The sequence below is a fragment of the Pseudomonas sp. AC355 genome, assembly GCF_979258205.1.
In genome coordinates this window covers 3,504,254-3,529,723 of the sequence record NZ_OZ409843.1, presented here as the reverse complement: position 1 = coordinate 3,529,723, position 25,470 = coordinate 3,504,254, and the positions used below count along the sequence as shown (strand labels likewise).

The window sequence follows — 25,470 nt, the reverse complement described above, 5'->3', positions numbered from 1 at the left end:
TGGTGTTGAGCGCAGCGAAACCCAGGGAAGCGCTTGCAAGCACTGTACATGCCCGGCGTTGGGCAGCAGGGCGGAGGTTACTCCTCCGGCTCTTGCTCTTCGCCCATCAGGCCCAGCCAGTGGCCCAGAACGGTCTGTGCGTCTTCCACGCCAATGCGCTTGGGCGCCGAGAACAGCTGGATGCTCACATGGTCGCCCCAGCCCTTGCGAATATCCTGCTGAACCTTGAGCAGTGCGGTTTTCGCCGCACCGAAAGCCAGTTTGTCAGCCTTGGTCAGGAGGATGTGCATGGGCATGCCGCTAGCACCGGACCAGTCGAGCATCATGCGGTCGAACTCGGTGAGCGGATGACGAATGTCCATCATCAGCATCAGGCCACGCAGGCTTTCACGGCTGCTGAGGTAGGCCTCGAGGTGCTTCTGCCAGTGCAGTTTCAGCGGGATTGGCACCTTGGCGTAGCCATAGCCGGGCAGGTCGACCAGGCGGCGCTCTTCATCCAGGCGGAAGAAGTTGAGCAACTGGGTGCGCCCTGGCGTTTTCGAGGTGCGCGCCAGGCTGGCGTGGGTCAGGGTGTTCAGCGCGCTGGATTTGCCGGCGTTGGAACGCCCGGCGAAAGCCACTTCGTAGCCTTGGTCGTCCGGGCATTGGTCGACCTTGGCGGCGCTGATCTGAAAGGTGGCTTGCTGACACAAGCCGATTGCAGGGTTCTTTGCTTGCATCGGGGTATCCGGTGGAGGGCGTGCATCGCGGCAGTCTATCAGGCTGGAGCCCCGCTGACGCGTACGGGCTGACTGCCGCGCTGTCTCAGAGTGCTTGCGACCAGAGCGTCACTTCGAGTTTGTACTCGGCGTCCGGGGCGAGAATCAGGGCGTCGTCCAGCACATTGGCGTGCTCGATACAGAGCATGCCCTGCCAGGCGTCATCGGCGAACTGCGACAGGCGTTTGGCCTTGGCGATCCAGGGATTCCACACCACCGCGGAGCCTGAGCCTTCGCTGCGCATGAGAATGCGCCGCTTCCACAGCGGGTCGACGATACTCAGTTGCGCCGGTGTGTCGAGGTAGATGCGGTCGGTCTCGCCGCTGAAGGTCAGCGCACCTTTTTGGCGGACTTTCTTCCAGCCGTCCAGGGTGTCGACGTAGCGGCAGGCATCTAGGCCTTCGACCTTCACCTGGCGGATGTCGCTGACCGCGAAGTAGCTATGCAGCGCCTGGCTGATTGGCAGCTCGGTATCGCCGAGGTTACGTGTGGTCAGGGTCAGTCTGAGGCGTTCGCCGAGATGGATGTCGAGTTGCAGCTCGGCGGCGAACGGCCACTCTGCGAACGGCTGTGCAGCCGTGTCGAAGGCGAACGACAGCGTCACGCCATCTTCCTCGGTGTTCAGGCCGATCAGCTGCCAGTCGCAGCTACGCACCAGGCCGTGTGCGGGGGCGTTTTCAGGACGCGTATGGCCGGCCCGTATCGCGTCGGGATTGCGCTGCAGGTCGCCGAACCAGGGCCAGCACACCGGAACCCCGCCGCGCACGCTCTGCCCGGGCTCATAGGTGGCCTCATCGCTCAACCAGATGAGCGGCTGCCCGCTGGCTGGCTGATAACGCAGGATCTGTGCGCCTTGCTCGCTCACCAGCAGTTCGGCGCCGGCGTGGTGGATGCGCCAGCAGACCAGCTCGCCGAGCTGGATACGTTCGTTGGTGGTGCTCATTAAAATGCTGCTCCTGTAGCAGGTGGCTTTTCAACAGCCTGGTAGACGTTGCCTGTTGGGCCACGGCGTGGCCTCGGGGTTCGCGCGCCGCCATGAAAAACGCCCGTCGAGACGGGCGTTACTGTCTGCACTACCTAGGCAACGCAGAAGTTGAATCGCTTGCTGCCCTTCAGGAACCGTATACCTGCTCGGGTAGCCAGGTAATAAGACCGGGGAATATATAAGCGATCACCAGCAGCAGCAGTTGGATCAGAATGAACGGCACCACACCCTTGTAAATGGTACTGGTCGGTATGCTGGGTGGTGTCACGCCGCGCAGATAGAACAAGGCGAATCCGAAGGGAGGGGTCAGGAAAGATGTCTGCAGGTTGAGTGCGATCATTACGCCCAGCCAGACCGGATCCAGACCCATGGCCAGCAGCACGGGGCCGACGATCGGAACCACCACGAAGGTGATTTCGATGAAGTCGAGAATGAACCCGAGCAGGAAGATCACCAGCATGACCAGGAAAAACGCGCCGAGTACGCCCCCCGGCAATTGGGCGAATACGTCCTCGATCAACGCTTCGCCACCAAAGCCGCGGAACACCAGCGAGAACAGCGAGGCGCCGATCAGGATCATGAACACCATGGCGCTGATCTCGGTCGTGCCGTAGGCCACGTCACGCAGTTGTCCGAAATTCAGCTTGCCCTTGAACAGCGCCAGTAGCATGGCACCGACTGCGCCGAGCGCAGCGGCTTCGGTCGGGGTTGCGTAGCCAGCTAGAATCGAGCCGAGTACCGCGCCGATCAGCACCAGTGGCGGCACCAGCGCTTTCAGCAACTTGCCCCATTCGACGTCACCGAGCTCTTCCTTGGATAGCGCCGGCAGTTTTTTCGGCTGCAGTATCGCCACGACAATGATGTACACAATGTACAGACCGACCAGCAGCAGGCCCGGCAGCAGGGCGCCGACGAACAGGTCACCAACCGAAACCGTTTTGGGCGAGAAGATGCCCATCTTCAGTTGCGCCTGCTGGTAGGCGCTGGACATCACGTCACCGAGCAGTACCAGTACGATCGATGGTGGAATGATTTGTCCCAGCGTACCGGTGGCGGCCAGCGTACCGGTGGAGATGGCCGGGTCATAGCCGCGGCGCAGCATCGTCGGCAACGCCAGCAGGCCCATGGTCACCACGGTCGCACCCACGATACCGGTGCTGGCCGCGAGTAGAGCACCCACCACGCAGACCGAAATCGCCAAGCCACCGCGCAGGGTGCCGAATAGGCGCGACATCGACTCGAGCAGGTCTTCGGCCACGCGTGAGCGTTCCAACATCACGCCCATGAACACGAAGAGCGGCACCGCCAGCATGGTCTGGTTGTTCATGATGCCGAACAGGCGATTGGGCAGAGCGCTCAGGTAACCTGGGTCGAAGCTGCCGGTAAGGATGCCGATACCAGCGAACAGCAACGACACGCCACCGAGGGTGAAGGCCACCGGGTAGCCGGCCATCAGCGCTACGCAGATGCTGGCGAACAGCAGGATTGCCATTAACTCAGCCATGTTTCACCTCCGCAGCAGGCAGGCGACCGGTGATGACGTAGAGCGCTTTGATTAGGTTGGAGATGCCTTGCAGCGTCAGGCTGGCCACCAGCAACAAGATGATGCTCTTCTGCAGGTAAACGAATTTCAGCCCTCCCGATTCACTGGAGCCTTCATAAGTCGCCCATGCGTTGCCGACATAGTCCCAGCTTGCCCAGCCGAGGAACAGGCAGACCGGCAGCAGAAACAGCACGTTGCCCATAATCTCGACCAGAGCCTGGCGCCGACCGCTGAACTGTTGATAGAAAATGTCCACTCGCACGTGTGCATTGCGCTGCATGGTCCAGGCTGCGGCGCCCATGAATACCAGCGCATGGCCATAGAGCACCGCCTCTTGCAGAGCGGTTGCGCCGATGCCGAAGCCATAACGTAGGATCACAACGATGGTTGTACCGAGCACCAGAAAAAGTGTCAGCCATGAACAGGTTTTGCCAAGGTATTGATTGACGGTATCAATGACGTGGGCAATGCCGAGGGGAAGTGAAGGCGTGCTGGACATAGGGCGTCCTTATAGTTATGAAATAGAGAAGGCAAAAAGCGGCTGATTCTAGGCAGTTACCAGTTAAAACAGCAATGGCGATACGACTTTAGTCATGTTTGCTATACCTGATGGCGGCTTGCCTCTAATGTGCTCATGTTCAGGCAGCGTTGGAGCAGGAGCGGAACCCTGTGTGTCGCTGCCGTTTAAACGCAGGATAGCCTTCTAGAAAAGTATTATTGTGCTCTGCAATCGCTTCGCTACAACTATTAAAACAACAACAAGGAGCTTACTTATGAAACGTCGCCAAATACTGGCTGCTGCAGGTGTCGGCATTGCCGCGGGTGCATTGGTTGGCTGCAAGGAGGAAGCGGGTACGGCCAACTCGTCGCAACCGGCCGCCGAGGCCAAGACCTTCGCCTGGAAAATGGTCACCTCCTGGCCAAAGAACTTCCCGGGTGTGGGTGTCGGTGCAGAACGCTTCGCCAAGCTGGTCGATCAGATGAGCAATGGCCGTTTGAAGGTCAAGGTCTACGCCGCCGGTGAGCTGGTGCCGGCCCTCGAGGTGTTCGACGCAGTCTCGCGCGGCACTGCCGAAATGGGCCACGGCGCGCCTTACTACTGGAAAGGCAAAGTACCCGCTGCGCAATTTTTCTGCGCACTGCCATTCGGCCCCAATGCCCAGGAAATGAATGCCTGGCTGCACTACGGCGGCGGCATGCAGTTGTGGGAAGAGGTCTACAAGCCCTACGGCGTACTGCCGATGGCGTGCGGTGCTACTGGCGTGCAGACCGCTGGCTGGTTCAACAAGGAAATCAATACGGTCGACGACCTCAAAGGTCTGAAAATGCGTACTCCTGGCCTCGGCGGTGAAGTGTTGACCAAGGTCGGCGGTACGGTGGTCAACATGCCCGCGGGTGAGATCTTCACCGCGCTGCAGACCGGTGCCATCGACGCCACCGAGTGGATCGGCCCATACAACGACCAGGCTCTCGGCCTGCACAAGGCGGCCAAGTACTACTACACGCCGGGTTGGCAGGAGCCGAACGTCACCTTCGAACTGGATATCAACATCAAGGCCTGGGAAACCCTGCCGGCCGACCTGCAGGCCATCGTTCGTGCCGCTGCCCGTGACGTCAACGCCGACATGCTCGACGACTACAACGCCAAGAACATGGAGGCGATGGAGCAGCTGAAGAAGGAGGGCGTCGACGTGCGCCGCCTACCGGACGACGTGCTGAGCAAGCTCAAGGAAGTGTCAGCCGGAGTGGTCGATGCGACCGCCGCCGCCGATCCCGCCGCGCAAAAGGTCTGGGAGCAGCAGAAGGCCTATCTGGCGCGCCTGTACGAGTACGCCGAAGCCAACGAGAAGGATATCTACGCGATTCGTTGAGTGGTGCACCCGTAGGGTGGGCTAGCGACGCCGTACCAGGTAATTGCAAACGCCTGATCTCTCGGTGCGGCGCGTAACCCACCAGGCGATAATCGGTGTTTCACCCATGGTGGGTTACGGTGCCGCATGAAGCTTGTGCGCCTGCCGATTTCCGACAGGCACCTAACCCACCCTACGGAAACAAGAACGCCGGCTGCGAAGCCGGCGTTTTTGTTTTACGGAGCGCGATCAGTGACGCTTGCGGTTGCTGATCAGGGTGCCGACACCGGTGTCGGTGAAGATTTCCAGCAGCACGGCGTTTGGCACGCGACCGTCGACGATGTGTGCAGTGGTCACGCCGCCTTGTACTGCTTCCAGCGCGCAGCGAATTTTCGGCAGCATGCCGCCGTAGATGGTGCCGTCGGCGATCAGGCTGTCGACCTGTTCGGTGGTCATGCCGGTCAGCAACTGGCCCTGCTTGTCCAGCAGACCGGCGATATTGGTCAGCAGCATCAGCTTCTCGGCCTTCAGCGCCTCGGCGACCTTGCCGGCTACCAGGTCGGCGTTGATGTTGTAGGACTCGCCCTCCGGGCCCACGCCGATCGGCGCGATCACCGGGATGAAGTTACCGCGTACCAGCATGTTCAGCAGCTCGGTGTTGACCCCGGTAACTTCGCCAACGTGGCCGATGTCGATGATTTCCGGTTGGGTCATTTCCGGAGTCTGGCGGCTGACGGTGAGCTTCTTGGCGCGGATCAGCTCGGCGTCTTTACCGGTCAGGCCGATGGCGCTGCCACCATGACGGTTGATCAGGTTGACGATGTCCTTGTTGACCTGGCCGCCGAGCACCATCTCTACCACGTCCATGGTTTGCGCATCGGTCACGCGCATGCCATCGATAAAGTGGCTTTCGATGGACAGACGCTTGAGCAGATCACCGATCTGCGGGCCGCCGCCGTGCACTACCACCGGGTTGATGCCCACTGCTTTCATCAGCACGATGTCACGGGCGAAGCCCGTCTTCAGCTCGTCGCTTTCCATGGCGTTGCCGCCGTATTTGATCACCAGGGTCTTGCCAACGAAGCGGCGAATGTACGGCAGTGCTTCGGACAGAACCTTGGCGACGTTGGTGGCGGCATCACGCTCTAGGGTCATGCGGGGGCTCCAGTGCTGGGCGGATCAGAACGGTAATTTGACATCGGGCGCGACGAGGTGCATCTGCGTGCGGAACAGTTCCTGAATCCGCTCCAGCTCAGCCTGGTTCTCCGCTTCGAAGCGCAGCACCAGAACCGGCGTGGTATTGGACGCACGCACCAGGCCCCAACCTTTCGGGTAGTCGACGCGCACACCATCGAGGTTGGTCACACTGCCTTCGCCCCACTGGCCTTCACGCTGCAGGCGCTCGACGATGGGGAACTTGGTCTGTTCGGTGACCTGGATGTTGATTTCTGGTGTGGACACGTCATTGGGGAACGCGGCGAACACCTGCTCGGCGGTGCGCTTGTCCTGGCTGAGAATTTCCAGCAGGCGGGCGGCTGCATAGATGCCGTCGTCGAAACCGTACCAGCGCTCCTTGAAGAACACATGGCCGCTCATTTCGCCGGCCAGCAGGGCGCCGGTTTCCTTCATCTTTTTCTTGATCAGCGAGTGGCCGGTCTTCCACATCACCGGACGGCCACCGTAGCCGCTGATCAGCGGAGTCAGGCGGCGGGTGCACTTGACGTCGAAGATAATGTCGGCGCCCGGATTGCGGGAGACCACATCCTTGGCGAACAGCATCAACAGGCGATCTGCGTAGACGATAGAACCGGTGTTGGTGACCACACCAACGCGGTCGCCATCACCGTCGAAGGCCAGGCCGAGGTCTGCGTTCTCTTCCTTGACCTTGGCGATCAGGTCGACCAGGTTCTCGGGCTTGCCTGGATCCGGGTGATGGTTGGGGAAGTTGCCGTCGACATCGCAAAACAGTGGGATCACCTTGCAACCCAGGGCTTCGATTAACTGCGGGGCGATCACCCCTGCAGCGCCGTTGCCACAGTCGACCACCACGCGCAGGGGCTTGGCCATGGCGATATCGCTGCGGATTTGTTCCAGGTAGCGTGGCAGCAGGTCGATAGCCTCGACGCTGCCTTCACCGCTGACCAGGTTATTGGTGTCGATGCGTGTCTTGAGTGCCTGAATCTGCTCGTTGGCCAGGGTGTCGCCAGCGATGACGATCTTGAAACCGTTGTAGTCTGGCGGGTTGTGGCTACCAGTGAGCATCACCGCGGATTTGCCGGCCAGCACGTGACCGGCGTAATACACCACGGGCGTCGGCACCATGCCGACGTCGCTGACCTGGCAACCGCTGTCGACCAGGCCTTGGATCAGTTGCTGCACGAGCGTCGGGCCTGACAGGCGACCGTCGCGGCCAACGGACACGTTGGGCTCGCCCTCGGCCAGACTCTGGGAGCCGATGGCGCGGCCAATCCAATAGGCGGTTTCCGGGGTCAGGCCGGCGCCCACCACGCCGCGAATGTCATAGGCACGGAAGATATCTGCTGGAAGTTTCGGGGCTTGCGGCGCGGTCATGATCGGGGTCTGCTCCAGTCCCAGGAGATCCTGGTCGTCGTCGAGAATGTCGATATCGAGGATATCGGTGTCTTGAAACAGCGGATTTAGGAGATCCGCCGGCTTGGCCGCGACGCTACTACTGGGTTGCTGACTGACGATAACGTCCGGGCGTACGGCCACGGACTCCTGGGCGCGACGTGGGAGTCGGCTCAGGCTTTGCGCCAGGTCATGCAGGGCGGGCAGGCTCAAGCTGAAGGCTTTGACGGCTTTGCCCGCGGAGAGTTCTTTAACCAGCTGGGTCAATTGCGAAGTGTCGCTGTCCAGGCGCTGCTGCAGGCGCCGGTTGACCAGGTAGAGCCCCACCAGAGCACCGGCCAGCGCGACCAGCAGTGCAAGTGCCAGCAGCGTCGGCGACATCCCGTTCGCCCCCAGGCTGGAGGCCGGTGTGAAGTTCAACGTCCAGTGTGGGTTACCGGTCGCGAACGCCTGGGCGTTGCCATCGGCCTGGCCGCGCTGGATGAGAACCTGCGGGGCGCCGCCATCGAAGCGTTGCACCAGTTGGATCTGCCCGACATCGGCCGGTAGCGGCGGCAGGTTGGCGAGCACGCGATTGATATCGACGGCCAGCAGCAGGGTGCCGAGCATAGGTTGGGCATCGTCCTGACGGACAGGAGCGACGCTATAGGCCAGCCAGCGATCGTCGACCCGGTAGGCTTCCACTGCCGGTGCCTGACCACCTTCGAGACGACGCAGCATGTCCAGTGCGGCGAAGTTCATCGGCGCTGTGCGGCTGCTGTCCGGCACAGCCTGGCCGGTGAGATTGAGCTGGGCATCGGCCACGCCGCTCCAGTAGCGCAGGCCGTTTTCGGCGCTGCGCAGTTGCTGCTCGTCACCGCTCAGCAGTGCTTGCGACAGCGCCGGGTTGCGTGCGGCTGCGATAGTGTCGGCGCTGAGCTGCTTGAGCGCCTGCTGCAGGCTGGCCGCCTGGCTGTTGCCCCAGGCCTGGGTGAGTTGTTGCTGCTGCAATTGCTGGGCGGGGCTGACTGCGGTGATCCACAGCAGCGCGCCAGCAAGTACCACGCCCAGGGCGGCTGCCAAGGCGCCGGGTAGCAGGTCGGCACTGGCCTTCTGCTTGGGCCGGGAGTTGTCTTGCGAATCGCCGGAGCGTTCTTCCTTGGGCGCGCGTTTGAAGCCTTTCATCAGACGTCTCCTGGCGATTGGGTCTGTTTCAGTGGCTGCCGGAGTGGCCGAAACCACCGGTGCCGCGCTCGCTGTCGTCGAATTCCTCGACCACTTCGAAACGAGCTTGGACGACGGGCACCAGCACCAGCTGAGCGATGCGCTCGCCAATCGCCATCTTGAAGGCGCTGTTGCCGCGGTTCCAGCACGACACCATCAGTTCACCCTGGTAGTCGGAGTCGATCAGGCCGACCAGATTGCCGAGCACGATGCCGTGTTTGTGGCCCAGGCCCGAACGCGGCAGGATCAGCGCCGCCAGACCCGGGTCGGCAACATGGATGGCCAGGCCGGTGGGGATCAATACGGTCTGACCCGGCTCCAGGATCAGGTCTTCCTTGAGCATGGCACGTAGATCGAGGCCTGCCGAACCCGGCGTGGCATAAGCCGGCATGGGGAAGTCGTTACCGAGGCGGGGGTCGAGAATCTTGGCTTGTAGGGCGTGCATGGGGCGATCAAGGTTTCCGTGCTGGTGAATGTCAGGGTTTCGGTTGGTGCGCGGCGATGAAACTCACCAGTTGTCGGGCGATCTTGCCCTTGCTGGTCTGCGCGAAGCTGCTCTGCTGTAGCTCGCGATCGATGATGGTGATCGCGTTGTCTTCACTGTTGAAACCGATGCTGGGGTTGGCCACGTCGTTGGCGACGATCAGATCGAGGTTCTTGTCCTTGAGCTTGCGCGAGGCGTACTCCAGCAGATTCTCGGTTTCGGCGGCGAAACCGACGCTGAAGGGGCGATCGTCACGGTGCGCCAGGGTGGCGAGAATGTCCGGGTTGCGCACCATCTGCAACAGCAGGCCGTCACCGCTGTTGGGGTCTTTCTTCAATTTGTGCTGGGCGACAACTTCCGGGCGGTAGTCGGCGACCGCGGCTGCGGCGATGAGGATGTCACAGGGCATAGCCGCTTCGCAGGCGGCGAGCATGTCACGGGCACTGACCACGTCGATGCGGTTGACCCGATCCGGCGTCGCCAGGTGCACCGGGCCGCTGATCAGGGTGACCTTGGCACCGGCTTCCACCGCAGCCTCGGCGAGGGTGAAGCCCATCTTGCCGGAGCTGTGGTTGGTGATGTAACGCACCGGGTCGATGTTTTCCTGGGTCGGCCCGGCGGTAATCAGCACGTGCTTGCCGGTCAGCGCGAGATGCTCGAAGCAGTCGGCAGCTAGGTGCGCCAGGTCATCGGCCTCGAGCATGCGCCCCAGGCCGACGTCGCCACAGGCCTGGCTGCCGGATGCCGGGCCAAACAGGCGCAGACCGCGGGCGCGCAGCAACTCGGTATTGGCTTGAGTTGCCGGGTCGCGCCACATCGCCTGGTTCATTGCGGGCGCCAGGGCTACGGGGGCATCGGTGGCGAGTACCAGTGTGGTCAGCAGGTCATCGGCCACGCCCTGTGCCAGGCGCGCCATAAGATCGGCGGTCGCCGGCGCGATCAATACCAGGTCGGCCCAGCGCGCCAGTTCGATATGGCCCATGGCGGCTTCGGCCGCCGGGTCGAGCAGATCCTGATGCACCGGGTGACCGGATAGCGCCTGCAGGGTCAGCGGCGTGATGAACTCGCGACCGCCCTTAGTCATGACCACGCGCACTTCGGCGCCCTGATCCTTGAGTCGGCGTACCAGCTCGGCGCTCTTGTACGCCGCGATGCCGCCACCCACGCCGAGGATGATGCGTTTGCGATACAGCCGCTGCATAACTCTGCCTTTGTCGTGTGTAGTTACAGACGCAGATGACCGATCCTCCCCAGGCCCGGCACCACGCGAAAAACCGGGCTACGATAGCACAGCGGCAGCAGGGGAGCAGCGGCGCGCGCGGCGAGCGAATCGCCGACGGCACACGCTAATCAAGTGGATGGACAAGGAGTGTCTTATGAGTATTCGTGAGTGGCCCGCGGCAGAGCGCCCGCGGGAGAAGTTGCTGGCCCAGGGCGCGGCGAGCCTGACCGACGCCGAGTTGCTGGCGATCTTCCTGCGCACCGGTGTAGCGGGGCAGAGTGCGGTGGATCTGTCGCGCCATCTGCTCGCCGACTTCGGCAGCCTGCGCGCGCTGCTGCAGGCCGACCTGCCGTCCTTCACGCAGCGTCTTGGGCTTGGCCCGGCCAAGTTCGCCCAGTTGCAGGCGGTGCTGGAAATGGCTCGACGACATTTGGCCGAGCAACTGCGCCGTGACTCAGCGCTGGAAAGCCCCCAGGCCGTGCGCGATTACCTCAAGGCGCTGCTGCGTCACGAACCCCATGAAGTGTTCGGCTGCCTGTTTCTCGATGCCAAGCATCGCGTGCTGGCGTTCGAGGCGCTGTTCCAGGGCTCCATCGACAGCGCCAGCGTTTACCCGCGCCAGGTGGTCAAGCGCGCCCTGGCGCACAACGCCGCCGCGCTGATCCTCACGCACAATCATCCGTCAGGCGTCGCGGAGCCGAGCCAGGCCGACAAAGTGCTGACCCAGCGATTGAAGGAGGCGCTGGCCTTGGTCGAAGTCCGCATCCTCGACCATTTCATCGTCGGCGATGGCGAGCCGTTGTCGATGGCCGAGCACGGCTGGATGTAGCCGGCGCGGCCATCGCCGATCATTGAGCGCGCAGCAGTTCGCCCACCTCGAGCAGAACCAGTTCGTTGTCATCGGCCTGGTTGGGCTCGCGGCTGCTGGAGAACGGCAGGTTGTTATCGTTGCCGACAACGATGTGCGTGTCATCGACGATGTCGACGTTCTCTATGGTGAAGAACGGGAAGGTCAGCACGCCGTCGTTCAGCGGCTTGCGCGCCAGGCCTTGTGGATCCTGGATGGCGAGCAGGTCGATGTAGCCGACCTTGCGCACGGATTGGCCAAGGTTGCTGTTGTCGAACGCCACTTTGTAGACGCGCTTGAAGCGGGCGAGATCGGAGAAACAGGTGCTGCCCGTCTCACCTGCAGGGCAGGCCTTGTCGGGTGTGCCTTCGCCATTGTCGCGTTCGATGATCAGCCCGCTGGCAGCATCGATCATATTGAAGTCGCCGATGGCGTGGCCGGGCTGCTCCAGGGGGTACAGCCAGTGGCGACCCGTCCAGGCCTCGCGCTGCACATCGAATTCGACCATACGCAGCACGCTCTTGCCATCCTGTTGTTCGGCGCCGTTGCTGGCTGCGTCCCACAAGGGGCCTTCGAGCAGTGCATAGAGCTTGCTGCCGTCGCTGGAGGCCGCCATGCCTTCCAGGCCCTTGGAACGACGCACCTCGACATTCATCGGCTCGGCAGGCCAGCCAGGCAGCTTGACCGCGGGGTTGTCGGGCGAGCGCACCGGTTTGCCCGCTACCTCCACGTCGAACACCTTCTGCACCCGGCCCTGCAGGTCGGTCTTGATCACATACGGCCCGAACTCGTCACCGATCCAGATGGCGTCACCCGCGAACTGGAAACTCTCGGGGTCAAAGTCGGCGCCTGACAGGTAGCGCGCTTTCGAGCCCTCATGAACGATTCGAAACGGTACCTTCTTGTCCGGGTCGCTGAGAAATACCGTCGCCAGCCGCTTGAGTTCGCCTGACTGGAAGTCGACGTCGTAGTGGTTGAGGTAGAGCATCGCGTCGGCGGAGTTGGCCTTGGTGCCAAAGCCATTGTCGGTCAGCACCCAGAAACTGCCATCAGGCATGTGCTTGATGCCGGAATGGCCCTGCAGCGGCTGACCTTGGAAGGGCAGCGACATGCCCGTGGGGCGATTGGCCGACATGCCTTCCACGCTGCCGATTTTTTCGCTGCGCTGGCCATTGGAGAATTTGCCGCTGACCGCGAAATCGGCCGGTGCATCCGCCGGTGGGGTCACGAAACTGGCCGCCGGCAGCACGGCGTGGCCCGCCAGTATCGCCGGGTAGGCGCTGGCTGTGTTCTGCCCATGGGCGATGAGCGGCACGCAGCAGAGCGTGGTGGCTAGCAGTTTGCAAACACTGGCATTGAAGCGCATGGCCGAACGATCCCCGTCTGTAGAGAACGGACAGGGTGGGGCAGGCGTGTGTCATGGCTGTGACAACTACCTGCCACCTGCACGCAGCTAGAGCGGGCAGGCAGCAGACAGGGCGCGGGGTTTCAGGGCTTCACGCTGACCTTGGAGAAGTCCTGGCGGCCGAACGGGCTGACGCTGTAGCCCTCGACATCCTTGCGGATGAGGGCGTAGGCCGTTGGGTGCGCCAGAGGCAGCCACAGCGCCTGCTGCTGGATGATCGCCTGAGCATCTTTATATAGCGCAGCGCGTTTTGCCTGATCGCTGATCGCCTTGCCGTCGGCGATCAGCTTGTCGAGCTTGGCGTCGCAGTAACGGGCGAAGTTCAGGCCGGACTCCACCGAGGCGCAGGAAAATTGTGGGGTCAGGAAGTTGTCCGGGTCACCGTTGTCGCCGGCCCAGCCCATGAACAGCAAGTCGTGCTCGCCCGCTTTGGCGCGGCGGATCAGTTCGCCCCACTCAATCACGCGGATTTCGGCCTTGATGCCGACCTTGGCTAGGTCGGCCTGCAGCAGTTGTGCGCCCAGGCTGGGGTTGGGGTTGAGCAGGCTGCCCGACGGGCGCGTCCAGATGGTGGTACTGAAACCGTCGGCCAGCCCGGCTTCTTTCAACAGTTCACGGGCTTTCTGCGGATCATGGGCGTAGCCCGGCAGTTCACTGGCGTAGCCCCAGGTGTTGGGCGGGTAAGGGCCGTTGGCGGGCTCTGCACTGTTCTCGAATACCGCTTTCAGGTAGCTAGTTTTGTCGAACGCCAGGTTGATGGCCTGGCGCACGGCGGGCTTGTCCAGTGGTGGGTGCTGGCTGTTGATGCCGACGAAGGCGGTCATGAAGGCCGCGGTTTTCACGCTGCTGAGGTTGGCGTCCTTGGCGGCGGCCTCGACGTCCAGCGGCTTGGGCGACAGGGCGATATGGCATTCACCGCGGCGCAGCTTCTGCAGGCGCACGTTGGCATCCGGGGTGATGGCAAACACCAGCGCGTCGACGTTCGGCTTGCCGGCGAAGTAGTCCGCGTTGGCGACATAGCGGACGGCGGCGTCCTTCTGGAAGCGCCTGAACACGAAAGGCCCGGTGCCGATGGGCTGGCTGTTGAGCTTCTCGGGCGTCTCGGCCTTGAACAACTGATCCGCGTATTCGGCCGAGTAGATGGAGGCGAAGCCCATGCTCAGGGTGGCGAGGAAGGTCGCGTCCGGTTTGTTGAGGGTGATGCGTACCTGATGGGCATCGACTTTCTCGACCGCCTTGACCAGCTCAGGCCATTGCATGGATTGGGCATGGGGATAGCCGCTGGTGGCCACCTTATGCCAAGGCTGGGCAGGGTCGAGCATGCGCTGGAAGCTGAACAGCACGTCGTCGGCTTCCAGTGGGCGGCTGGGCTTGAAGTAGTCGGTGCGGTGGAACTGCACGTCGGGGCGCAGGGTAAAGGTGTAGGCGAGGCCGTCCTGGGAAACCTCCCATTTGCTGGCCAGGCTCGGTACCAGCTTGCCGCTGGCGGCATCGAAATCGACCAGGCGGTTCATCAGCACGTCGGCCGAGGCGTTGGTGGTGGTCAGGGAGTTGTACTGCACCACGTCGAACCCGTCCGGGCTGGCTTCGGTACAGACGCTGAGGGTGGCGGCCTGGGCGAACAGCGGGGCGATGAGTAGCGGCAAAAGGGCGAGACGCATGGTGAACTCCTGAACGGGGCGGCGCGCATCCGGCGGGCCGTCGAATGGAAAACGCTGACTGGGGTGGGTCGCGTTGACGCGTGAACAGACACTAAGCGATAAGTCGGAGGGGGACAACGTATCCTGGCGACCAATGGTCGTTGCTGGGCACGCCCGCAGGGCCGGGCTAAAGCGCAGATGAACTGCGTTTTAGCGTGTGTTCATGCTTGTTGCACCAAGGTCTTTCTGGTATAAAGCAGCGCTCTTTTCTAGGGGCCCGGTTGCTTGATTGCTATCTATCACCGGTAAGACCCTGAAGAAACGCGGCGCCCAGCGCCGAAAAACAGAGATTAAGCGGCCAACCCATGCCGGGTTGGGCATGTGGTTTTAGAGGGCTGAGGTATGTCGAGAGTCTGTCAAGTTACCGGTAAGCGTCCGGTAAGCGGGAATAACATTTCCCACGCTAACAATAAAACCCGTCGTCGTTTCCTGCCGAACCTGCAGCATCATCGCTTCTGGGTCGAGACTGAGAATCGCTTCGTGCGTCTGCGCCTTACTGCTAAAGGTATGCGCATCATCGACAAACGTGGTATTGACGTTGTCCTGGCCGAGCTTCGTGCTCGTGGCGAAAAGGTTTAAGGAGCTATCATGCGCGAACTGATCCGTTTGGTGTCCAGTGCCGGTACCGGCCACTTCTACACCACCGACAAGAACAAACGCACCACCCCCGACAAGCTCGAAATCAAGAAATTCGATCCTGTCGTACGTAAGCACGTGAACTACAAGGAAGCCAAGATCAAGTAATTGATCGGCGACCCTGTTGTTGAAAAGCCCGCCTCATGGCGGGCTTTTTCATGCCCGCGATTCACCTCGGCAGCCTGTCAGGGGGCCGGCTGCAAGGTCAGCGTGCTACGGGTGTTGGCGATGACATCCGCGGTGCTCAGGTGCTGTGGCACGTATGCGCCATCGATGAAGCGCTGCGCCTGATCGTGGTAGTGGCGGTCGAACGGCACGCCGCTCTGGCCGAGCGGGTTGATGCCCAGGCTGCGGCTGGCATCGGCCATATCGATCAGGCGTCGTGTGGAGGGGCCGTGGCCCACCTCCCAGGGTGCGCTGGCGATGCGGTGCGACAGGTTGTTCGGTGTTTCATGACCACCAGGCGCTGCCAGTGGGCCGACGTTGAGTAGCGTGTTCAGTGGCCATTGCACGCCGAGCGGATGCTGATGGGTGAGCGTGTGCGCCGGCCCCCAGTGCCATTGCTCGGGATTCTCGCCGAGGGTCGCGCGCAGGTGCTGCAGGGTCGCGCGCCAGGCCTCGGCCACTGCGTTTGCACGGCTGCGGGGTGCCCACCAGGGCGATTGCGGGTCTGCGGTGAGGCGCGGCAACGCACTGTCGATCATGCGCGTCGATAGCAACTGTTCGAAGGACGCCTGGCCCAGCCTCTCGGCCATGACTACGCGGCTCAGCTCGAAGATGAACTGGTTGAACAGAGTGGCGGCCACTGAATCCAGCGGATGATCGCCCGTCCAGGTGGCCAGGGTTTTGACCAGTTCCTGCTCGGGCTCGTCCGCCGCCGCTGCGCGCAAGTCGTCGAGGATCGGTACCAGCAGCCGCGGACCGTAATCGGTGCCGGTCTCCAGCTGCAGGGCCTGGCTGTTGTGCAGATCCCAGCGTATAGCCGGGTCGGCCAGGTGCCGATTCAGGCGCTGGCCGCGTTCCGGCGGGTTGTAGTAGCCGGGAATCTTCAGGCCACTGGTCGACAGCGGCTGGAAGTTGGCTGAAACGATATAGCCGCGCGCCGGGTTCTCCTCCTGAGGATTGGCGCTGAAGGGGTGGAAGCCGGGTTTGTCTGCCGCGTTGCTGCCGCCGTCGAGAATGAACGCCGGATTCACCCCGACAGGTCGTTCAGGCAGTTTCGCCGCGGCCCACCAGGCGATGTCACCGCTGGCGTTGGCCCAGACCAGGTTCAGACCTGGAGCGTGGATACGCTCTGCAGCGGCGCGGCCTTTTTCCAGGGTGTCGGCACGGTTCAGGCGGTAGAAAGCATCGAGCAGCGGGTTTTCGGTTTCCAGAAAGGCCCACCACATGGCGATCGGTGTCGTGCCGTTGGCGTCGCCCAGGGCATCGTTGATGATCGGGCCGTGAGGGGAGCGGCGCAGCTCCAGGGTTACCGGCTCGGCGTCCTTGACCTGAATGGTCTCCTGGCGACGCTGCAGATCGACCCAGTGGCCCTGGTACCAGACCTGCCCGGGATTGTCCGGGTTGACCCGTTCGGCGATCAGATCCATGTCGTCGTTCTGGAACATGGTCAGGCTCCAGGCGAAGTCGCGGTTGTGGCCGAGAAACGCCACCGGGGTCGCCGGCTGGTGATGGCCGTACAACTCGAAGCCCGGGTACTTGAGGTGCGCCTCGTACCATACCGACGGTGCGGAGAAGCGAATGTGCGGATCGCCGGCCAGCAGGGGCTTGCCGCTGGCGGTGCGCGAGCCCGATACCGCCCAGGCATTGCTGCCCTCGAACTGCGGCAGACCGCTGTCGATCAGGGCCTGCTGGCTGAGCTGGGCGAGGCGGTCGAGCATCTGCCAATCGTTTTTCCCGAGGGAGGCGTCGATCACGCCTTCGGGGTGCCAGTCGAGATCGAAGATAGTCAGGTAGTCGCTGCCTAGCCTGTCGCGAATATGGGTCAGCAGCGGCTCGCTGCGCAGCGCCGCGGCGAAGCTGTAGGCCAGGTAACCGGCTATGGACAGGGTGTCGGCGGCCGTGAAAGGGCGCTTCTCGATGCCCAGCAGGTCGAACTCCAAGGGCGCCGGGCGGCTGTCCTGATATTGGTTGATGCCATCGAGATAGGCTGCGAGTGCCTTGGCGTGGGGGCTGTCGGCATCCAGCAGGGCGGCCTGCTGGTCGGCCCTTGTGCGGATTTCCAGGCTACGGAACAGGCGGTCGGTGGGCAGCAGTTTGGCGCCGAGAATTTCCGCCAGTTCGCCGCGTGCCAAGCGGCGCAGCATTTCCATCTGGAACAGACGATCCTGAGCCTGCACGAAGCCCAGAGTGCGGTACAGGTCGGACTCGTTCTGCGCCTCGATATGCGGCACGCCGCGCTCGTCGTAGCGCACCTCGACCGGCGCGCTCAAGCGCTGCAGCGTCAGTTGGCCGTCACGCAGTGGCTGCTTGCTGTGCAGGTACCAGGCTCCTGCGCCAGTCACTGCCAGCATGAGTGCAGCCAGGGTGATAAAGAGGCGTTTCATGCTCACATCCTTGTTACGAGGGCGCTCATGCTGCGAGCAATCGGCGCCGGCCGCAACTAGGACGTCACGCGGTTCTGGCTGACGTGAAACTGGTCACAAAGACCATTCAGGTGCTCGGCCAGCGAGGCCAGCCGCTGACTGTCGCCGGCCACCTCGCCGGCGTCGCGCGCCGTCTCTCCGGCCACCTGGCGCACCTGTTCGATCAGCCGTGCCACTTCGGCGGTAGCCGCCAGCTGCTCGCGGGTGGAAACGCCAATCGCCTTAATCGCCTCGATGGAGCGGTGCACGTTGTCCAGCAGGGCCACGGTGCGCTGGGTGTGGCCGACGCAGCGGGCCACGCCGGCGTGGCTTTCGGCCATCGCATTCACCGCGTTCGTGGAGCCCTGTTGCAGGCGGGCGATCATGCCCTGGATCTCGCCGGTGGCCTGCTGGGTACGTTGCGCCAATTGGCGCACTTCATCGGCCACTACCGCGAAGCCGCGGCCCTGCTCGCCAGCGCGGGCGGCTTCGATGGCGGCGTTGAGGGCCAGCAGGTTGGTCTGCTCGGCCACCGAGCGAATCACCTCCAGCACCTTGTCGATGGCTCTGGCTTCCTCGGCCAGTTCCTGAACCACGCTGCTGCTGCCATCGATCTGCCGGGCCAGGCTCTGGATCTCGCTCTGTGTATCGGTGATCGCCGAGGCGCCCGCTGCGGCATCGCGATCGGCCAGGCGTGCGGTCTGGGCAGCTTGTTCAGCGCTGTTGGACACTTCGCCCACGGCCAGGGTCATCTGCTCGATGGCGCCACCCATCTGTGCCGTAGCGCTGAGCAGATCCTCGGCGCACTTGTTCAGCTCGTGGGTGGACTGGCTGAGATGCTGGCTGGTGCTACGCAGCTCATCGCCTGCGCCGACGACCCGGCTGACCAGGTTGTCGAGCAGTGCCAGAAAGCGATTGAAGCGTTGCGCCAGGCGGTCGCTGGAGGTGCTGCGGTACGCCAGGTCGACAGGTTCGCCATCGCGCAGCAGGTGCGCGGAGGTGCGTTGCAGGTCTTCGCCTGCCGCCGCTTCACGGGCGCTGTGGCGAGCCAGCACGAGCAGAATGATGGTCTCGGCGATCACATAGGCGGCGTGGATGAACACCACGGGCCAGCCAGCGCCGGCTTGCAGGAGGAACACGCCGTTGCCATTTTGCTGCAGGGCGAAGAAGCTCAGGTGATGCACGGCGATGGTGCCGGCAGCCAGCAGGATTGGCAGCCAGTCGCGGTAATAGACCAGGAACGCCAGCAGGACGAATACGCTGAAATGCATCTCGACCATGCCATGACTCTGCTGGATATGCAGCGCGGCCAGCACCATGAATGCCACCGCGATCAGGCAGCGATAGGGCCGGGTGCCGCCGATCATGGCGTACAGCGCACTGAGCGCGATGGCCGTACCGCCGCCGATGATCAGTGCCGCCGCCCAGGTCGCGTGCCAGAACGCCAGCCCGAGCGCGTACAGGGTCATCAGCCAGACTACGCAAAGCATCAGGCGGTCGGCCTGGCGATAGAAATTGTTGTGCATGGTGTCCCTTCCGGTTGCTGCTGCGCCCAGAAGTTGTGGCAGAACACGAGGAAAAGCGCAACATCGGCTCTATTTAATGGCCGTTCAGCGCAGTTCTGCCCAATCGCAGAAGCAGCCGCTGGCCAGGTTGTTGTTTGCAAGGACTGTCCGGCCAGCGAGCAGCGCGTCGAGTACGGGCTCGACGAAGCTGTTGCCCGAGGTGCAGGTAAAGCCGCTGCTGTAGGGGCCGAAATAAGCCAGTTCGCCGTGCTGATCCCAGATCGCTACGGCCGGGCTGGCAGGCAGGTGGTCGCTGCCGATCAATCCGCTGAGCGGTTGCAGGGCACTCAGACTGGCGGGTAACTGTCCGTCGGTGCCCGCCTTCTGTACAGCGTGAAAGCTCACGCCACGCGCAGAGTAACGTTCCGTGAGCTCGGCGAGATGCTGCTGATTGCCGACATTGCAGGGGCAGGCCGGATCCCAGAAATGCACCAAGCGAACTTCACCTGATCCGGCCAGCTCTGCAGGCAGGCGCAGCTCTGCGCCTGTGAACAACGTGGTGCGATCACTGAACGGCCGCAGGTAGCGCGCCTCGAACCACCAAAAGGCGACAACCATGGCGACCAGCCAGATCACGGCGACCAGGCAGGCGAGCAGGATGGTGCGGCGGGAACGGACCATATGACAGCTTCTGTTAGGTGTGGAGGCAGCTTCGAGTCGCACAGTGCTTGAAGCCTGCAACTGCCGAGGGCGGCTTGCCATGAAGCCCTCGGCAGCAGAATATCGCTACTGTACCTGTTGCCCGCTGGGGCGACGCTGCTGTGAATCAAAAGAGTCATGAGCCTGATGTCCGATACCTTTCAGCCCGAATCCCTGGTCGCCAGCCTGCGTCCTCTGGCCAGCGCGGCGCCGCTGTCGCCAGCGGAGCTCGTCTATCGGCAGTTCTACGGCTTCGTGCCGCAGGACGCGGTCGAAACGCGGCTGGGCTGGTTCGAGGTGGGCGGCTATCGCATCGCAGCGCAGGTCTGGAAACCCGTCGCGCCGCGCGCAACCTTGCTGCTCCTGCACGGCTATTACGATCACAGCGGGCTGTATCGCCACGTGATTCAGTGGGGCCTGGAGATGGGCTTTGCCGTGCTTGCCGTGGACTTGCCTGGGCATGGGTTGTCCAGCGGGCTGCGCGCCAGCATCAATGATTTCGCTGAATATCAGGCGGTGCTGCGCGCGGCACTGCAACAGGCCGACGCGCTGGGGCTGCCGGAGCCCTGGCACCTGTGCGGGCAAAGCACCGGCGGGGCGATCCTGATCGACTACCTGCTCAACGGCAAGCCGCTGGCTGCGGTGGGCGAGACCATCCTGCTGGCGCCGCTGGTACGGCCGCGCCGCTGGAACTGGTCGCAACTCAGCTATCGCCTGCTGCGCCGGTTCGTCCAGGAGATTCCACGGCGCTTCAGCGAGAACTCCAGTGACCTAGAGTTTCTCGACTTTCTGCGCAACCGCGATCCCCTGCAGCCCAAGGTGGTGCCAACGGTCTGGGTCGGCGCGCTGAGCCAGTGGGTGCCGCGCATCGAGCAGGCGCCGCGCAGTACGCGCAGCCCGCTGATCATTCAGGGCGAGGCGGACATGACGGTGGACTGGCGGCACAACCTCGGTGTGCTGGAGAACAAGTTCAGGGCGCCGCGCATCCTGCGCCTGCCTGAGGCCCGACACCACCTTGCCAATGAGGCGGCGCCGCTACGTCAGCGCTACTTCGATTATCTGGGCGAGCAGTTGAACGCTTACTGACCAACCGCCAGGCCTGCGCGAATTGCCGCTAGCGCGGCCTTGTAGTAGGCCGCGCCTTCACTGGATTGGGCGAACGTGACGAACTCTTCCAACTCTGGGTCTGAAAGCCCGCGGTAGACGTGTAGCAGCGTGTTATCCAGATCCTTGTCGATCTGCGCCATCAGACGCTGACGTTGGCCGTCGAGTAGACCTTGTGCGGCGCCTGCGCCAAGCAGCCCTGGAATCATCTGGCTTAGGCTGTCGGCAGCGACACCGGCCAGGGCCAGGCTGATTTCCGCGCCCGACTCGCTGGCCGGCAGGGCCTGGGCGAGGTGGCGAATCAGCAGGCGGCGGGTGGCATCCGCTTCGCTGAGCGGCAGCCCGTCGGCGTACTTGGCTAGCTGATCCGGGCGGGTGGCGAGCAGCTCTGCCTCGACGATCTTGCGGCCCAGTGGTGATTCGAAGAAGCGCAGCGCAGGCATTGGGTCAGCCAGGTTCTCGCGCAGGCTGCTTTCTGCGCGCTGATCCATGGCACCGGCCGCGAAGCGCTGGTTGCTGTTGTTCACCAGCGCTTGATAAACCGCAGGTGGCAGGCTCTTGCTGTAGCGGGCCTGGGCGGCGCTCAGGGCATCGCTGAAATGCGCACGTTGCTGCGGCCAGCCGGCTTTCTCATACAGCTCGGCATGGGGCTCGGCCAGAGCGGGAAGGCTCAGGAGCAACAGCAAGAAACAACACAACGCACGCATAAGGACTCCTGTCTGGGGCGGCTATTTTCGGCAGCTGGGTGGCACTTGTCGAGGTGTAGTCGACACAGGGTAGAATCCGCTCATGACGACCGAAATCACCGACTCGCTGCTGAACCGCATCATCGATGACCTTGCCGAGTTCGGTTGGTCGTTGCAAGCGCAGTTCGCCTCCCCTGCTTTGACTCAGCAACTGGCCGACGAGTGCCGTCAGCGTATAGCGCTGGGAACGCTGGCGCCTGCTGGTACCGGTCGTGGTAACGCCGTGGCGGTACGGGAAGGCACCCGGGGTGATCACATTCAGTGGCTCGAAGCTGGGCAGTCGCCGGCCTGTGATGGTTACTTGCAGTTGCTCGACGAACTGCGTGGTGTACTCAACCAGAGCCTTTATCTCGGGTTGGTGGACTACGAGAGTCACTTCGCCTTCTACCCACCTGGGGCTTTCTACCTCAAGCACCTGGATCGTTTTCTCGACGAGGATCGTCGAGCGGTTTCTGCCGTGCTTTATCTCAACGACGACTGGTTGCCGGAGGAGGGCGGTGCGTTGCGACTATACCTGGCCGATGGTGAGGTGCGTGATGTCTGGCCTCAGGCCGGCGCACTGGTCGTCTTCCTGTCTGCCGATGTACCCCACGAAGTGCTGCCCGCCAGCCGTGATCGACTGTCGCTGACTGGCTGGTTTCGCCGTCGCGGCGAGGGTGTGCTCTAAGTCTCTGCACCAATCAGGTCAGGTGCCTTGCCGCCAGCCAAGGTGGACAAAAAGAGCGTTGGCTGCGTGCCCCGGTTCACCCTATAGGGAGTAGCAGCCAATAATGAAGAAGGGAGGCCGAGGCCTCCCTTTTCTGTTGCGGCAGTGTGCTTAGAACAGAACGCGGCTACGGATGGTGCCGTTGACGTGCTGCAGCTTCTCCAGCGCCAGATCCGAGTACTCGGCGTCGACGTCGATGACCACGTAACCGACCTTCTCGTTGGTCTGCAGGTACTGACCAGAGATGTTGATGCCGTTGTCGGCGAACACCTTGTTGATCTCGCTCATCACGCCTGGAACGTTGGCGTGGATGTGCAGCAGACGGTGCTTGCCCGCGTGCGCCGGCAGGGCCACTTCCGGGAAGTTGACCGAGGATACCGAGGTACCGTTGTCGCTGTACTTGACCAGCTTCTCAGCCACTTCCAGGCCGATGTTGGCCTGGGCTTCGGCGGTGGAGCCGCCGATGTGCGGCGTCAGGATCACGCGATCCAGGCCACGCAGCGGGCTCTCGAATACGTCGTCGTTGGACTTCGGCTCAACCGGGAACACGTCGATGGCCGCGCCGATCAGGTGCTCGTCCTTGATCGCGTCAGCCAGGTGATCGAGTTCGACCACGGTGCCGCGTGCGGCGTTGATCAGGATGCCGCCCTTCTTGATGGCGCGAATTTCCTTCTCGCCGATCATCCACTGGGTGGACGCCAGTTCAGGGACGTGCAGCGAAACGATGTCGCACATGCCCAGCAAGTCATGCAGTTTGCCGATCTGCGTGGCGTTACCCAGCGGCAGCTTGGTCACCACGTCGTAGAAGAACACCTGCATGCCCAGGGCTTCGGCGAGTACCGAGAGCTGGGTGCCGATGGAGCCGTAACCGACGATGCCCAGCTTCTTTCCGCGGATTTCGAAGGAGTTGGCTGCCGACTTGATCCAGCCGCCACGGTGGCAGGAGGCGTTCTTCTCGGGGATGCCGCGCAGCAGCAGGATGGCCTGGGCCAGCACCAGCTCGGCGACCGAGCGGGTGTTGGAGTACGGCGCGTTGAAAACGGCGATACCGCGCTCGCGGGCGGCGTTCAGGTCGACCTGGTTGGTGCCGATGCAGAAGCAGCCGACGGCGACCAGTTTCTTCGCGCAGTCGAAGATTTCTTCGGTTAGCTGGGTGCGCGAGCGGATGCCGATGAAGTGCGCGTCGGCGATCTTGGCCTTCAACTCCTCGCCGGACAGCGCGGTTTTGAGGTACTCGATGTTGGTGTAACCGGACGCCTTCAGGGTATCCACTGCGTTCTGGTGGACACCTTCGAGAAGAAGGAACTTGATCTTGCTCTTGTCGAGAGAGGTCGTGCTCATCGGAGTACCTGTTGTCCCACTAAATTAAGTGTCAGGAGAAGTATCGGCGCTAGCGCCAATGGGCCTGCAGATCGCGGCAAAGCATGATTTGCGGGGGGCATATGCTAGCATGGCTTCCCTTTTCCTTGCTCGGTTGCGACCTGAACGGTTCTCAGGGCGACCATGAATGTTTCGAGAGTTGAAATGACCGATCACCTGCCGATTGAAGAACTCAAAACCCTGGTCGAGCCCGGTAAGGTGCTGACCGACGCTGCCTCCCTGGAAACCTACGGCAAGGACTGGACCAAGCATTACGCGCCAGCCCCGAGCGCGATCGTCTTCCCCAAGACCATCGAGCAGGTGCAGGCCATCGTGCGCTGGGCCAACGCCCACAAGATCGCCCTGGTGCCCTCGGGCGGCCGTACCGGCCTGTCGGCAGCGGCGGTCGCAGCCAATGGCGAAGTGGTGGTGTCGTTCGACTACATGAACCAGATCCTCGACTTCAACGAGGCCAACCGCACCGTGGTCTGCCAGCCGGGTGTGGTCACCGGCGCGCTGCAGCAGTTCGCCGAGGACAAGGGCCTTTATTACCCGGTGGATTTCGCCTCCGCCGGCTCCAGCCAGATTGGCGGCAACATCGGCACCAATGCCGGTGGCATCAAGGTGATCCGCTACGGCCTGACCCGCAACTGGGTGGCTGGCCTGAAAGTGGTCACCGGCACCGGTGAGTTGCTCGAACTGAACAAAGACCTGATAAAGAACGCCACCGGCTATGACCTTCGCCAGCTGTTCATCGGCGCCGAAGGCACCCTGGGCTTCGTGGTCGAGGCGACCATGCGTCTGGATCGTGCGCCGCGCAACCTCACCGCCATGGTGCTCGGCACGCCGGATTTCGATTCGATCATGCCGGTTTTGCACGCCTTCCACGGCAAGCTCGACCTCACCGCCTTTGAGTTCTTCTCCGACAAGTGCCTGGACAAGATCCTCGGCCGTGGCGACATTCCGGCTCCTTTCGAAAGCCGCACGCCGTTCTACGCCTTGCTGGAATTCGAAGCCGTCAATGAAGACGTGGCCAACGCCGCCCTGGCGACCTTCGAACATTGCGTCGAACAGGGCTGGGTGCTCGATGGCGTGATGAGCCAGAGCGAGCAGCAGTTGCAGAACCTGTGGAAACTGCGCGAGTACATCTCCGAGACCATCAGCCACTGGACGCCGTACAAGAACGACATCTCGGTGACGGTCAGCCAGGTGCCAGCGTTCCTCGCCGATATCGACACCATTGTGTCCGGCAGCTACCCCGATTTCGAAGTGCTCTGGTACGGCCACATTGGCGACGGCAACCTGCACCTGAACATCCTCAAGCCCGACGCACTGAGCAAGGAAGACTTCTTCGCCAAGTGCGCGACCGTCAACAAGTGGGTGTTCGAGACCGTCGAGAAGTACAACGGCTCTATCTCCGCCGAGCACGGCGTGGGCATGACCAAGCGCGATTACCTGGAGTACAGCCGCTCGCCGGCAGAAATCGCTTACATGCGAGCGGTCAAGGCGGTCTTCGACCCCAACGGCATCATGAACCCGGGCAAGATCTTCAACTGATCCCA

General features: G+C 62.7%; 22 protein-coding genes. 7 read left to right on the top strand and 15 right to left on the bottom strand.

Annotation, left to right across the window (positions count from 1 at the left end):
• Positions 1–77 precede the first annotated feature (77 nt).
• The 4 genes from yihA to ACZ0AI_RS16635 form a co-directional block, all read right to left on the bottom strand.
• Positions 78–719 (bottom strand): ribosome biogenesis GTP-binding protein YihA/YsxC, encoded by a 642-nt coding sequence (gene yihA / locus ACZ0AI_RS16650; protein WP_463562825.1) that lies wholly within the window; start codon positions 717–719, stop codon positions 78–80.
• An 85-nt stretch (positions 720–804) separates the two neighbouring features.
• A complete protein-coding gene (locus tag ACZ0AI_RS16645) occupies positions 805–1,701 on the bottom strand; it encodes a D-hexose-6-phosphate mutarotase (RefSeq protein ID WP_463562824.1) in 897 nt (298 codons plus the stop codon).
• Between the two features lie 169 nt (positions 1,702–1,870).
• Positions 1,871–3,247 (bottom strand): TRAP transporter large permease, encoded by a 1,377-nt coding sequence (locus ACZ0AI_RS16640; RefSeq protein WP_463562823.1) that lies wholly within the window; start codon positions 3,245–3,247, stop codon positions 1,871–1,873.
• Positions 3,240–3,785 (bottom strand): TRAP transporter small permease subunit, encoded by a 546-nt coding sequence (locus ACZ0AI_RS16635; protein WP_463562822.1) that lies wholly within the window; start codon positions 3,783–3,785, stop codon positions 3,240–3,242. Before ACZ0AI_RS16635 ends, ACZ0AI_RS16640 begins: the two co-directional genes overlap by 8 nt.
• 274 nt (positions 3,786–4,059) lie before the next feature.
• Here ACZ0AI_RS16635 and ACZ0AI_RS16630 point away from each other — a divergent pair, with 274 nt between their 5' ends.
• Positions 4,060–5,157, top strand: coding sequence for a TRAP transporter substrate-binding protein (locus ACZ0AI_RS16630; RefSeq protein ID WP_463562821.1), 1,098 nt, complete (start codon positions 4,060–4,062; stop codon positions 5,155–5,157).
• A gap of 228 nt (positions 5,158–5,385) precedes the next feature.
• Here ACZ0AI_RS16630 and argB read toward each other — a convergent pair whose 3' ends face one another.
• The 4 genes from argB to coaBC all read right to left on the bottom strand — a co-directional run bounded on the left by argB (position 5,386) and on the right by coaBC (position 10,613).
• Complete coding sequence (gene argB / locus ACZ0AI_RS16625) at positions 5,386–6,291, bottom strand: acetylglutamate kinase (RefSeq protein WP_463562820.1); 906 nt, start codon at positions 6,289–6,291, stop codon at positions 5,386–5,388.
• 24 nt (positions 6,292–6,315) lie between these two features.
• Entirely contained in the window at positions 6,316–7,707 is a 1,392-nt protein-coding gene (gene algC / locus ACZ0AI_RS16620) for a phosphomannomutase/phosphoglucomutase (protein WP_463565959.1), read from the bottom strand.
• 1,210 nt (positions 7,708–8,917) lie between these two features.
• The gene (gene dut, locus ACZ0AI_RS16615) at positions 8,918–9,373 is read right to left on the bottom strand and encodes a dUTP diphosphatase (RefSeq protein WP_463562819.1); all 456 of its coding nucleotides are present in this window, start codon (positions 9,371–9,373) and stop codon (positions 8,918–8,920) included.
• Positions 9,374–9,404: 31 nt separating this feature from the next.
• Positions 9,405–10,613 carry a bifunctional phosphopantothenoylcysteine decarboxylase/phosphopantothenate--cysteine ligase CoaBC gene (gene coaBC / locus ACZ0AI_RS16610; protein WP_463562818.1) on the bottom strand — a complete coding sequence of 403 codons (1,209 nt, stop codon included), beginning with the start codon at positions 10,611–10,613 and terminating at the stop codon, positions 9,405–9,407.
• A 175-nt stretch (positions 10,614–10,788) separates the two neighbouring features.
• Between coaBC and radC the strand changes: the two genes are divergently transcribed.
• Complete coding sequence (gene radC, locus ACZ0AI_RS16605) at positions 10,789–11,463, top strand: RadC family protein (RefSeq protein WP_463562817.1); 675 nt, start codon at positions 10,789–10,791, stop codon at positions 11,461–11,463.
• Positions 11,464–11,482: 19 nt separating this feature from the next.
• On the opposite strand, the gene ACZ0AI_RS16600 is transcribed toward radC, so the two are convergent.
• Both ACZ0AI_RS16600 and ACZ0AI_RS16595 read right to left on the bottom strand, forming a co-directional pair.
• The gene (locus tag ACZ0AI_RS16600) at positions 11,483–12,847 is read right to left on the bottom strand and encodes an esterase-like activity of phytase family protein (protein WP_463562816.1); all 1,365 of its coding nucleotides are present in this window, start codon (positions 12,845–12,847) and stop codon (positions 11,483–11,485) included.
• A 122-nt stretch (positions 12,848–12,969) separates the two neighbouring features.
• Positions 12,970–14,547: an ABC transporter substrate-binding protein gene (locus ACZ0AI_RS16595; protein WP_463562815.1), complete on the bottom strand. Its 1,578-nt coding sequence runs from the start codon at positions 14,545–14,547 to the stop codon at positions 12,970–12,972.
• Positions 14,548–14,928: 381 nt separating this feature from the next.
• Between ACZ0AI_RS16595 and rpmB the strand changes: the two genes are divergently transcribed.
• Both rpmB and rpmG read left to right on the top strand, forming a co-directional pair.
• Positions 14,929–15,165 (top strand): 50S ribosomal protein L28, encoded by a 237-nt coding sequence (gene rpmB, locus ACZ0AI_RS16590; RefSeq protein ID WP_225837198.1) that lies wholly within the window; start codon positions 14,929–14,931, stop codon positions 15,163–15,165.
• 9 nt (positions 15,166–15,174) lie between these two features.
• Complete coding sequence (gene rpmG / locus ACZ0AI_RS16585) at positions 15,175–15,330, top strand: 50S ribosomal protein L33 (protein WP_079203857.1); 156 nt, start codon at positions 15,175–15,177, stop codon at positions 15,328–15,330.
• A gap of 77 nt (positions 15,331–15,407) precedes the next feature.
• On the opposite strand, the gene ACZ0AI_RS16580 is transcribed toward rpmG, so the two are convergent.
• The 3 genes from ACZ0AI_RS16580 to ACZ0AI_RS16570 form a co-directional block, all read right to left on the bottom strand.
• Positions 15,408–17,771, bottom strand: coding sequence for a penicillin acylase family protein (locus ACZ0AI_RS16580; RefSeq protein ID WP_463562814.1), 2,364 nt, complete (start codon positions 17,769–17,771; stop codon positions 15,408–15,410).
• 56 nt (positions 17,772–17,827) lie between these two features.
• Positions 17,828–18,541 carry a methyl-accepting chemotaxis protein gene (locus ACZ0AI_RS16575; protein ID WP_463565958.1) on the bottom strand — a complete coding sequence of 238 codons (714 nt, stop codon included), beginning with the start codon at positions 18,539–18,541 and terminating at the stop codon, positions 17,828–17,830.
• Positions 18,542–19,399: 858 nt separating this feature from the next.
• A complete protein-coding gene (locus ACZ0AI_RS16570) occupies positions 19,400–19,975 on the bottom strand; it encodes a DUF6436 domain-containing protein (protein WP_463562813.1) in 576 nt (191 codons plus the stop codon).
• A 165-nt stretch (positions 19,976–20,140) separates the two neighbouring features.
• Between ACZ0AI_RS16570 and bipL the strand changes: the two genes are divergently transcribed.
• Positions 20,141–21,079 (top strand): phospholipase BipL, encoded by a 939-nt coding sequence (gene bipL / locus ACZ0AI_RS16565; protein ID WP_463562812.1) that lies wholly within the window; start codon positions 20,141–20,143, stop codon positions 21,077–21,079.
• Here the strand turns inward: bipL and ACZ0AI_RS16560 are convergent.
• Positions 21,073–21,804, bottom strand: coding sequence for a hypothetical protein (locus tag ACZ0AI_RS16560; protein ID WP_463562811.1), 732 nt, complete (start codon positions 21,802–21,804; stop codon positions 21,073–21,075). The two genes, bipL and ACZ0AI_RS16560, sit on opposite strands and share 7 nt — an antisense overlap.
• Before the next feature lie 82 nt (positions 21,805–21,886).
• Here ACZ0AI_RS16560 and ACZ0AI_RS16555 point away from each other — a divergent pair, with 82 nt between their 5' ends.
• Positions 21,887–22,510 carry a 2OG-Fe(II) oxygenase gene (locus ACZ0AI_RS16555; RefSeq protein WP_463562810.1) on the top strand — a complete coding sequence of 208 codons (624 nt, stop codon included), beginning with the start codon at positions 21,887–21,889 and terminating at the stop codon, positions 22,508–22,510.
• Between the two features lie 150 nt (positions 22,511–22,660).
• Here the strand turns inward: ACZ0AI_RS16555 and serA are convergent, their stop codons facing one another.
• Positions 22,661–23,890, bottom strand: a complete 1,230-nt coding sequence (gene serA / locus ACZ0AI_RS16550) for a phosphoglycerate dehydrogenase (protein WP_463562809.1) — start codon at positions 23,888–23,890, stop codon at positions 22,661–22,663.
• Positions 23,891–24,073: 183 nt separating this feature from the next.
• On the opposite strand from serA, the gene ACZ0AI_RS16545 reads away from it, so the two are divergent.
• A complete protein-coding gene (locus ACZ0AI_RS16545; RefSeq protein WP_463562808.1) occupies positions 24,074–25,465 on the top strand; it encodes an FAD-binding oxidoreductase in 1,392 nt (463 codons plus the stop codon).
• Positions 25,466–25,470 lie beyond the last annotated feature (5 nt).

Excerpts from the sequence above, each read along its gene's own strand:
- ACZ0AI_RS16635 (WP_463562822.1), bottom strand. The coding sequence starts at position 3,785 with ATGTCCAGCACGCCTTCACTTCCCCTCGGCATTGCCCACGTCATTGAT.
- ACZ0AI_RS16640 (WP_463562823.1), bottom strand. The coding sequence starts at position 3,247 with ATGGCTGAGTTAATGGCAATCCTGCTGTTCGCCAGCATCTGCGTAGCG.
- ACZ0AI_RS16555 (WP_463562810.1), top strand. The coding sequence starts at position 21,887 with ATGACGACCGAAATCACCGACTCGCTGCTGAACCGCATCATCGATGAC.
- ACZ0AI_RS16645 (WP_463562824.1), bottom strand. The coding sequence starts at position 1,701 with ATGAGCACCACCAACGAACGTATCCAGCTCGGCGAGCTGGTCTGCTGG.
- ACZ0AI_RS16560 (WP_463562811.1), bottom strand. The coding sequence starts at position 21,804 with ATGCGTGCGTTGTGTTGTTTCTTGCTGTTGCTCCTGAGCCTTCCCGCT.
- serA (WP_463562809.1), bottom strand. The coding sequence starts at position 23,890 with ATGAGCACGACCTCTCTCGACAAGAGCAAGATCAAGTTCCTTCTTCTC.
- coaBC (WP_463562818.1), bottom strand. The coding sequence starts at position 10,613 with ATGCAGCGGCTGTATCGCAAACGCATCATCCTCGGCGTGGGTGGCGGC.
- argB (WP_463562820.1), bottom strand. The coding sequence starts at position 6,291 with ATGACCCTAGAGCGTGATGCCGCCACCAACGTCGCCAAGGTTCTGTCC.
- rpmB (WP_225837198.1), top strand. The coding sequence starts at position 14,929 with ATGTCGAGAGTCTGTCAAGTTACCGGTAAGCGTCCGGTAAGCGGGAAT.
- ACZ0AI_RS16630 (WP_463562821.1), top strand. The coding sequence starts at position 4,060 with ATGAAACGTCGCCAAATACTGGCTGCTGCAGGTGTCGGCATTGCCGCG.
- dut (WP_463562819.1), bottom strand. The coding sequence starts at position 9,373 with ATGCACGCCCTACAAGCCAAGATTCTCGACCCCCGCCTCGGTAACGAC.
- yihA (WP_463562825.1), bottom strand. The coding sequence starts at position 719 with ATGCAAGCAAAGAACCCTGCAATCGGCTTGTGTCAGCAAGCCACCTTT.
- ACZ0AI_RS16575 (WP_463565958.1), bottom strand. The coding sequence starts at position 18,541 with ATGACCCTGGCCGTGGGCGAAGTGTCCAACAGCGCTGAACAAGCTGCC.
- ACZ0AI_RS16580 (WP_463562814.1), bottom strand. The coding sequence starts at position 17,771 with ATGAAACGCCTCTTTATCACCCTGGCTGCACTCATGCTGGCAGTGACT.
- ACZ0AI_RS16545 (WP_463562808.1), top strand. The coding sequence starts at position 24,074 with ATGACCGATCACCTGCCGATTGAAGAACTCAAAACCCTGGTCGAGCCC.
- bipL (WP_463562812.1), top strand. The coding sequence starts at position 20,141 with ATGTCCGATACCTTTCAGCCCGAATCCCTGGTCGCCAGCCTGCGTCCT.
- rpmG (WP_079203857.1), top strand. The coding sequence starts at position 15,175 with ATGCGCGAACTGATCCGTTTGGTGTCCAGTGCCGGTACCGGCCACTTC.
- radC (WP_463562817.1), top strand. The coding sequence starts at position 10,789 with ATGAGTATTCGTGAGTGGCCCGCGGCAGAGCGCCCGCGGGAGAAGTTG.
- ACZ0AI_RS16600 (WP_463562816.1), bottom strand. The coding sequence starts at position 12,847 with ATGCGCTTCAATGCCAGTGTTTGCAAACTGCTAGCCACCACGCTCTGC.
- ACZ0AI_RS16570 (WP_463562813.1), bottom strand. The coding sequence starts at position 19,975 with ATGGTCCGTTCCCGCCGCACCATCCTGCTCGCCTGCCTGGTCGCCGTG.
- algC (WP_463565959.1), bottom strand. The coding sequence starts at position 7,707 with ATGACCGCGCCGCAAGCCCCGAAACTTCCAGCAGATATCTTCCGTGCC.
- ACZ0AI_RS16595 (WP_463562815.1), bottom strand. The coding sequence starts at position 14,547 with ATGCGTCTCGCCCTTTTGCCGCTACTCATCGCCCCGCTGTTCGCCCAG.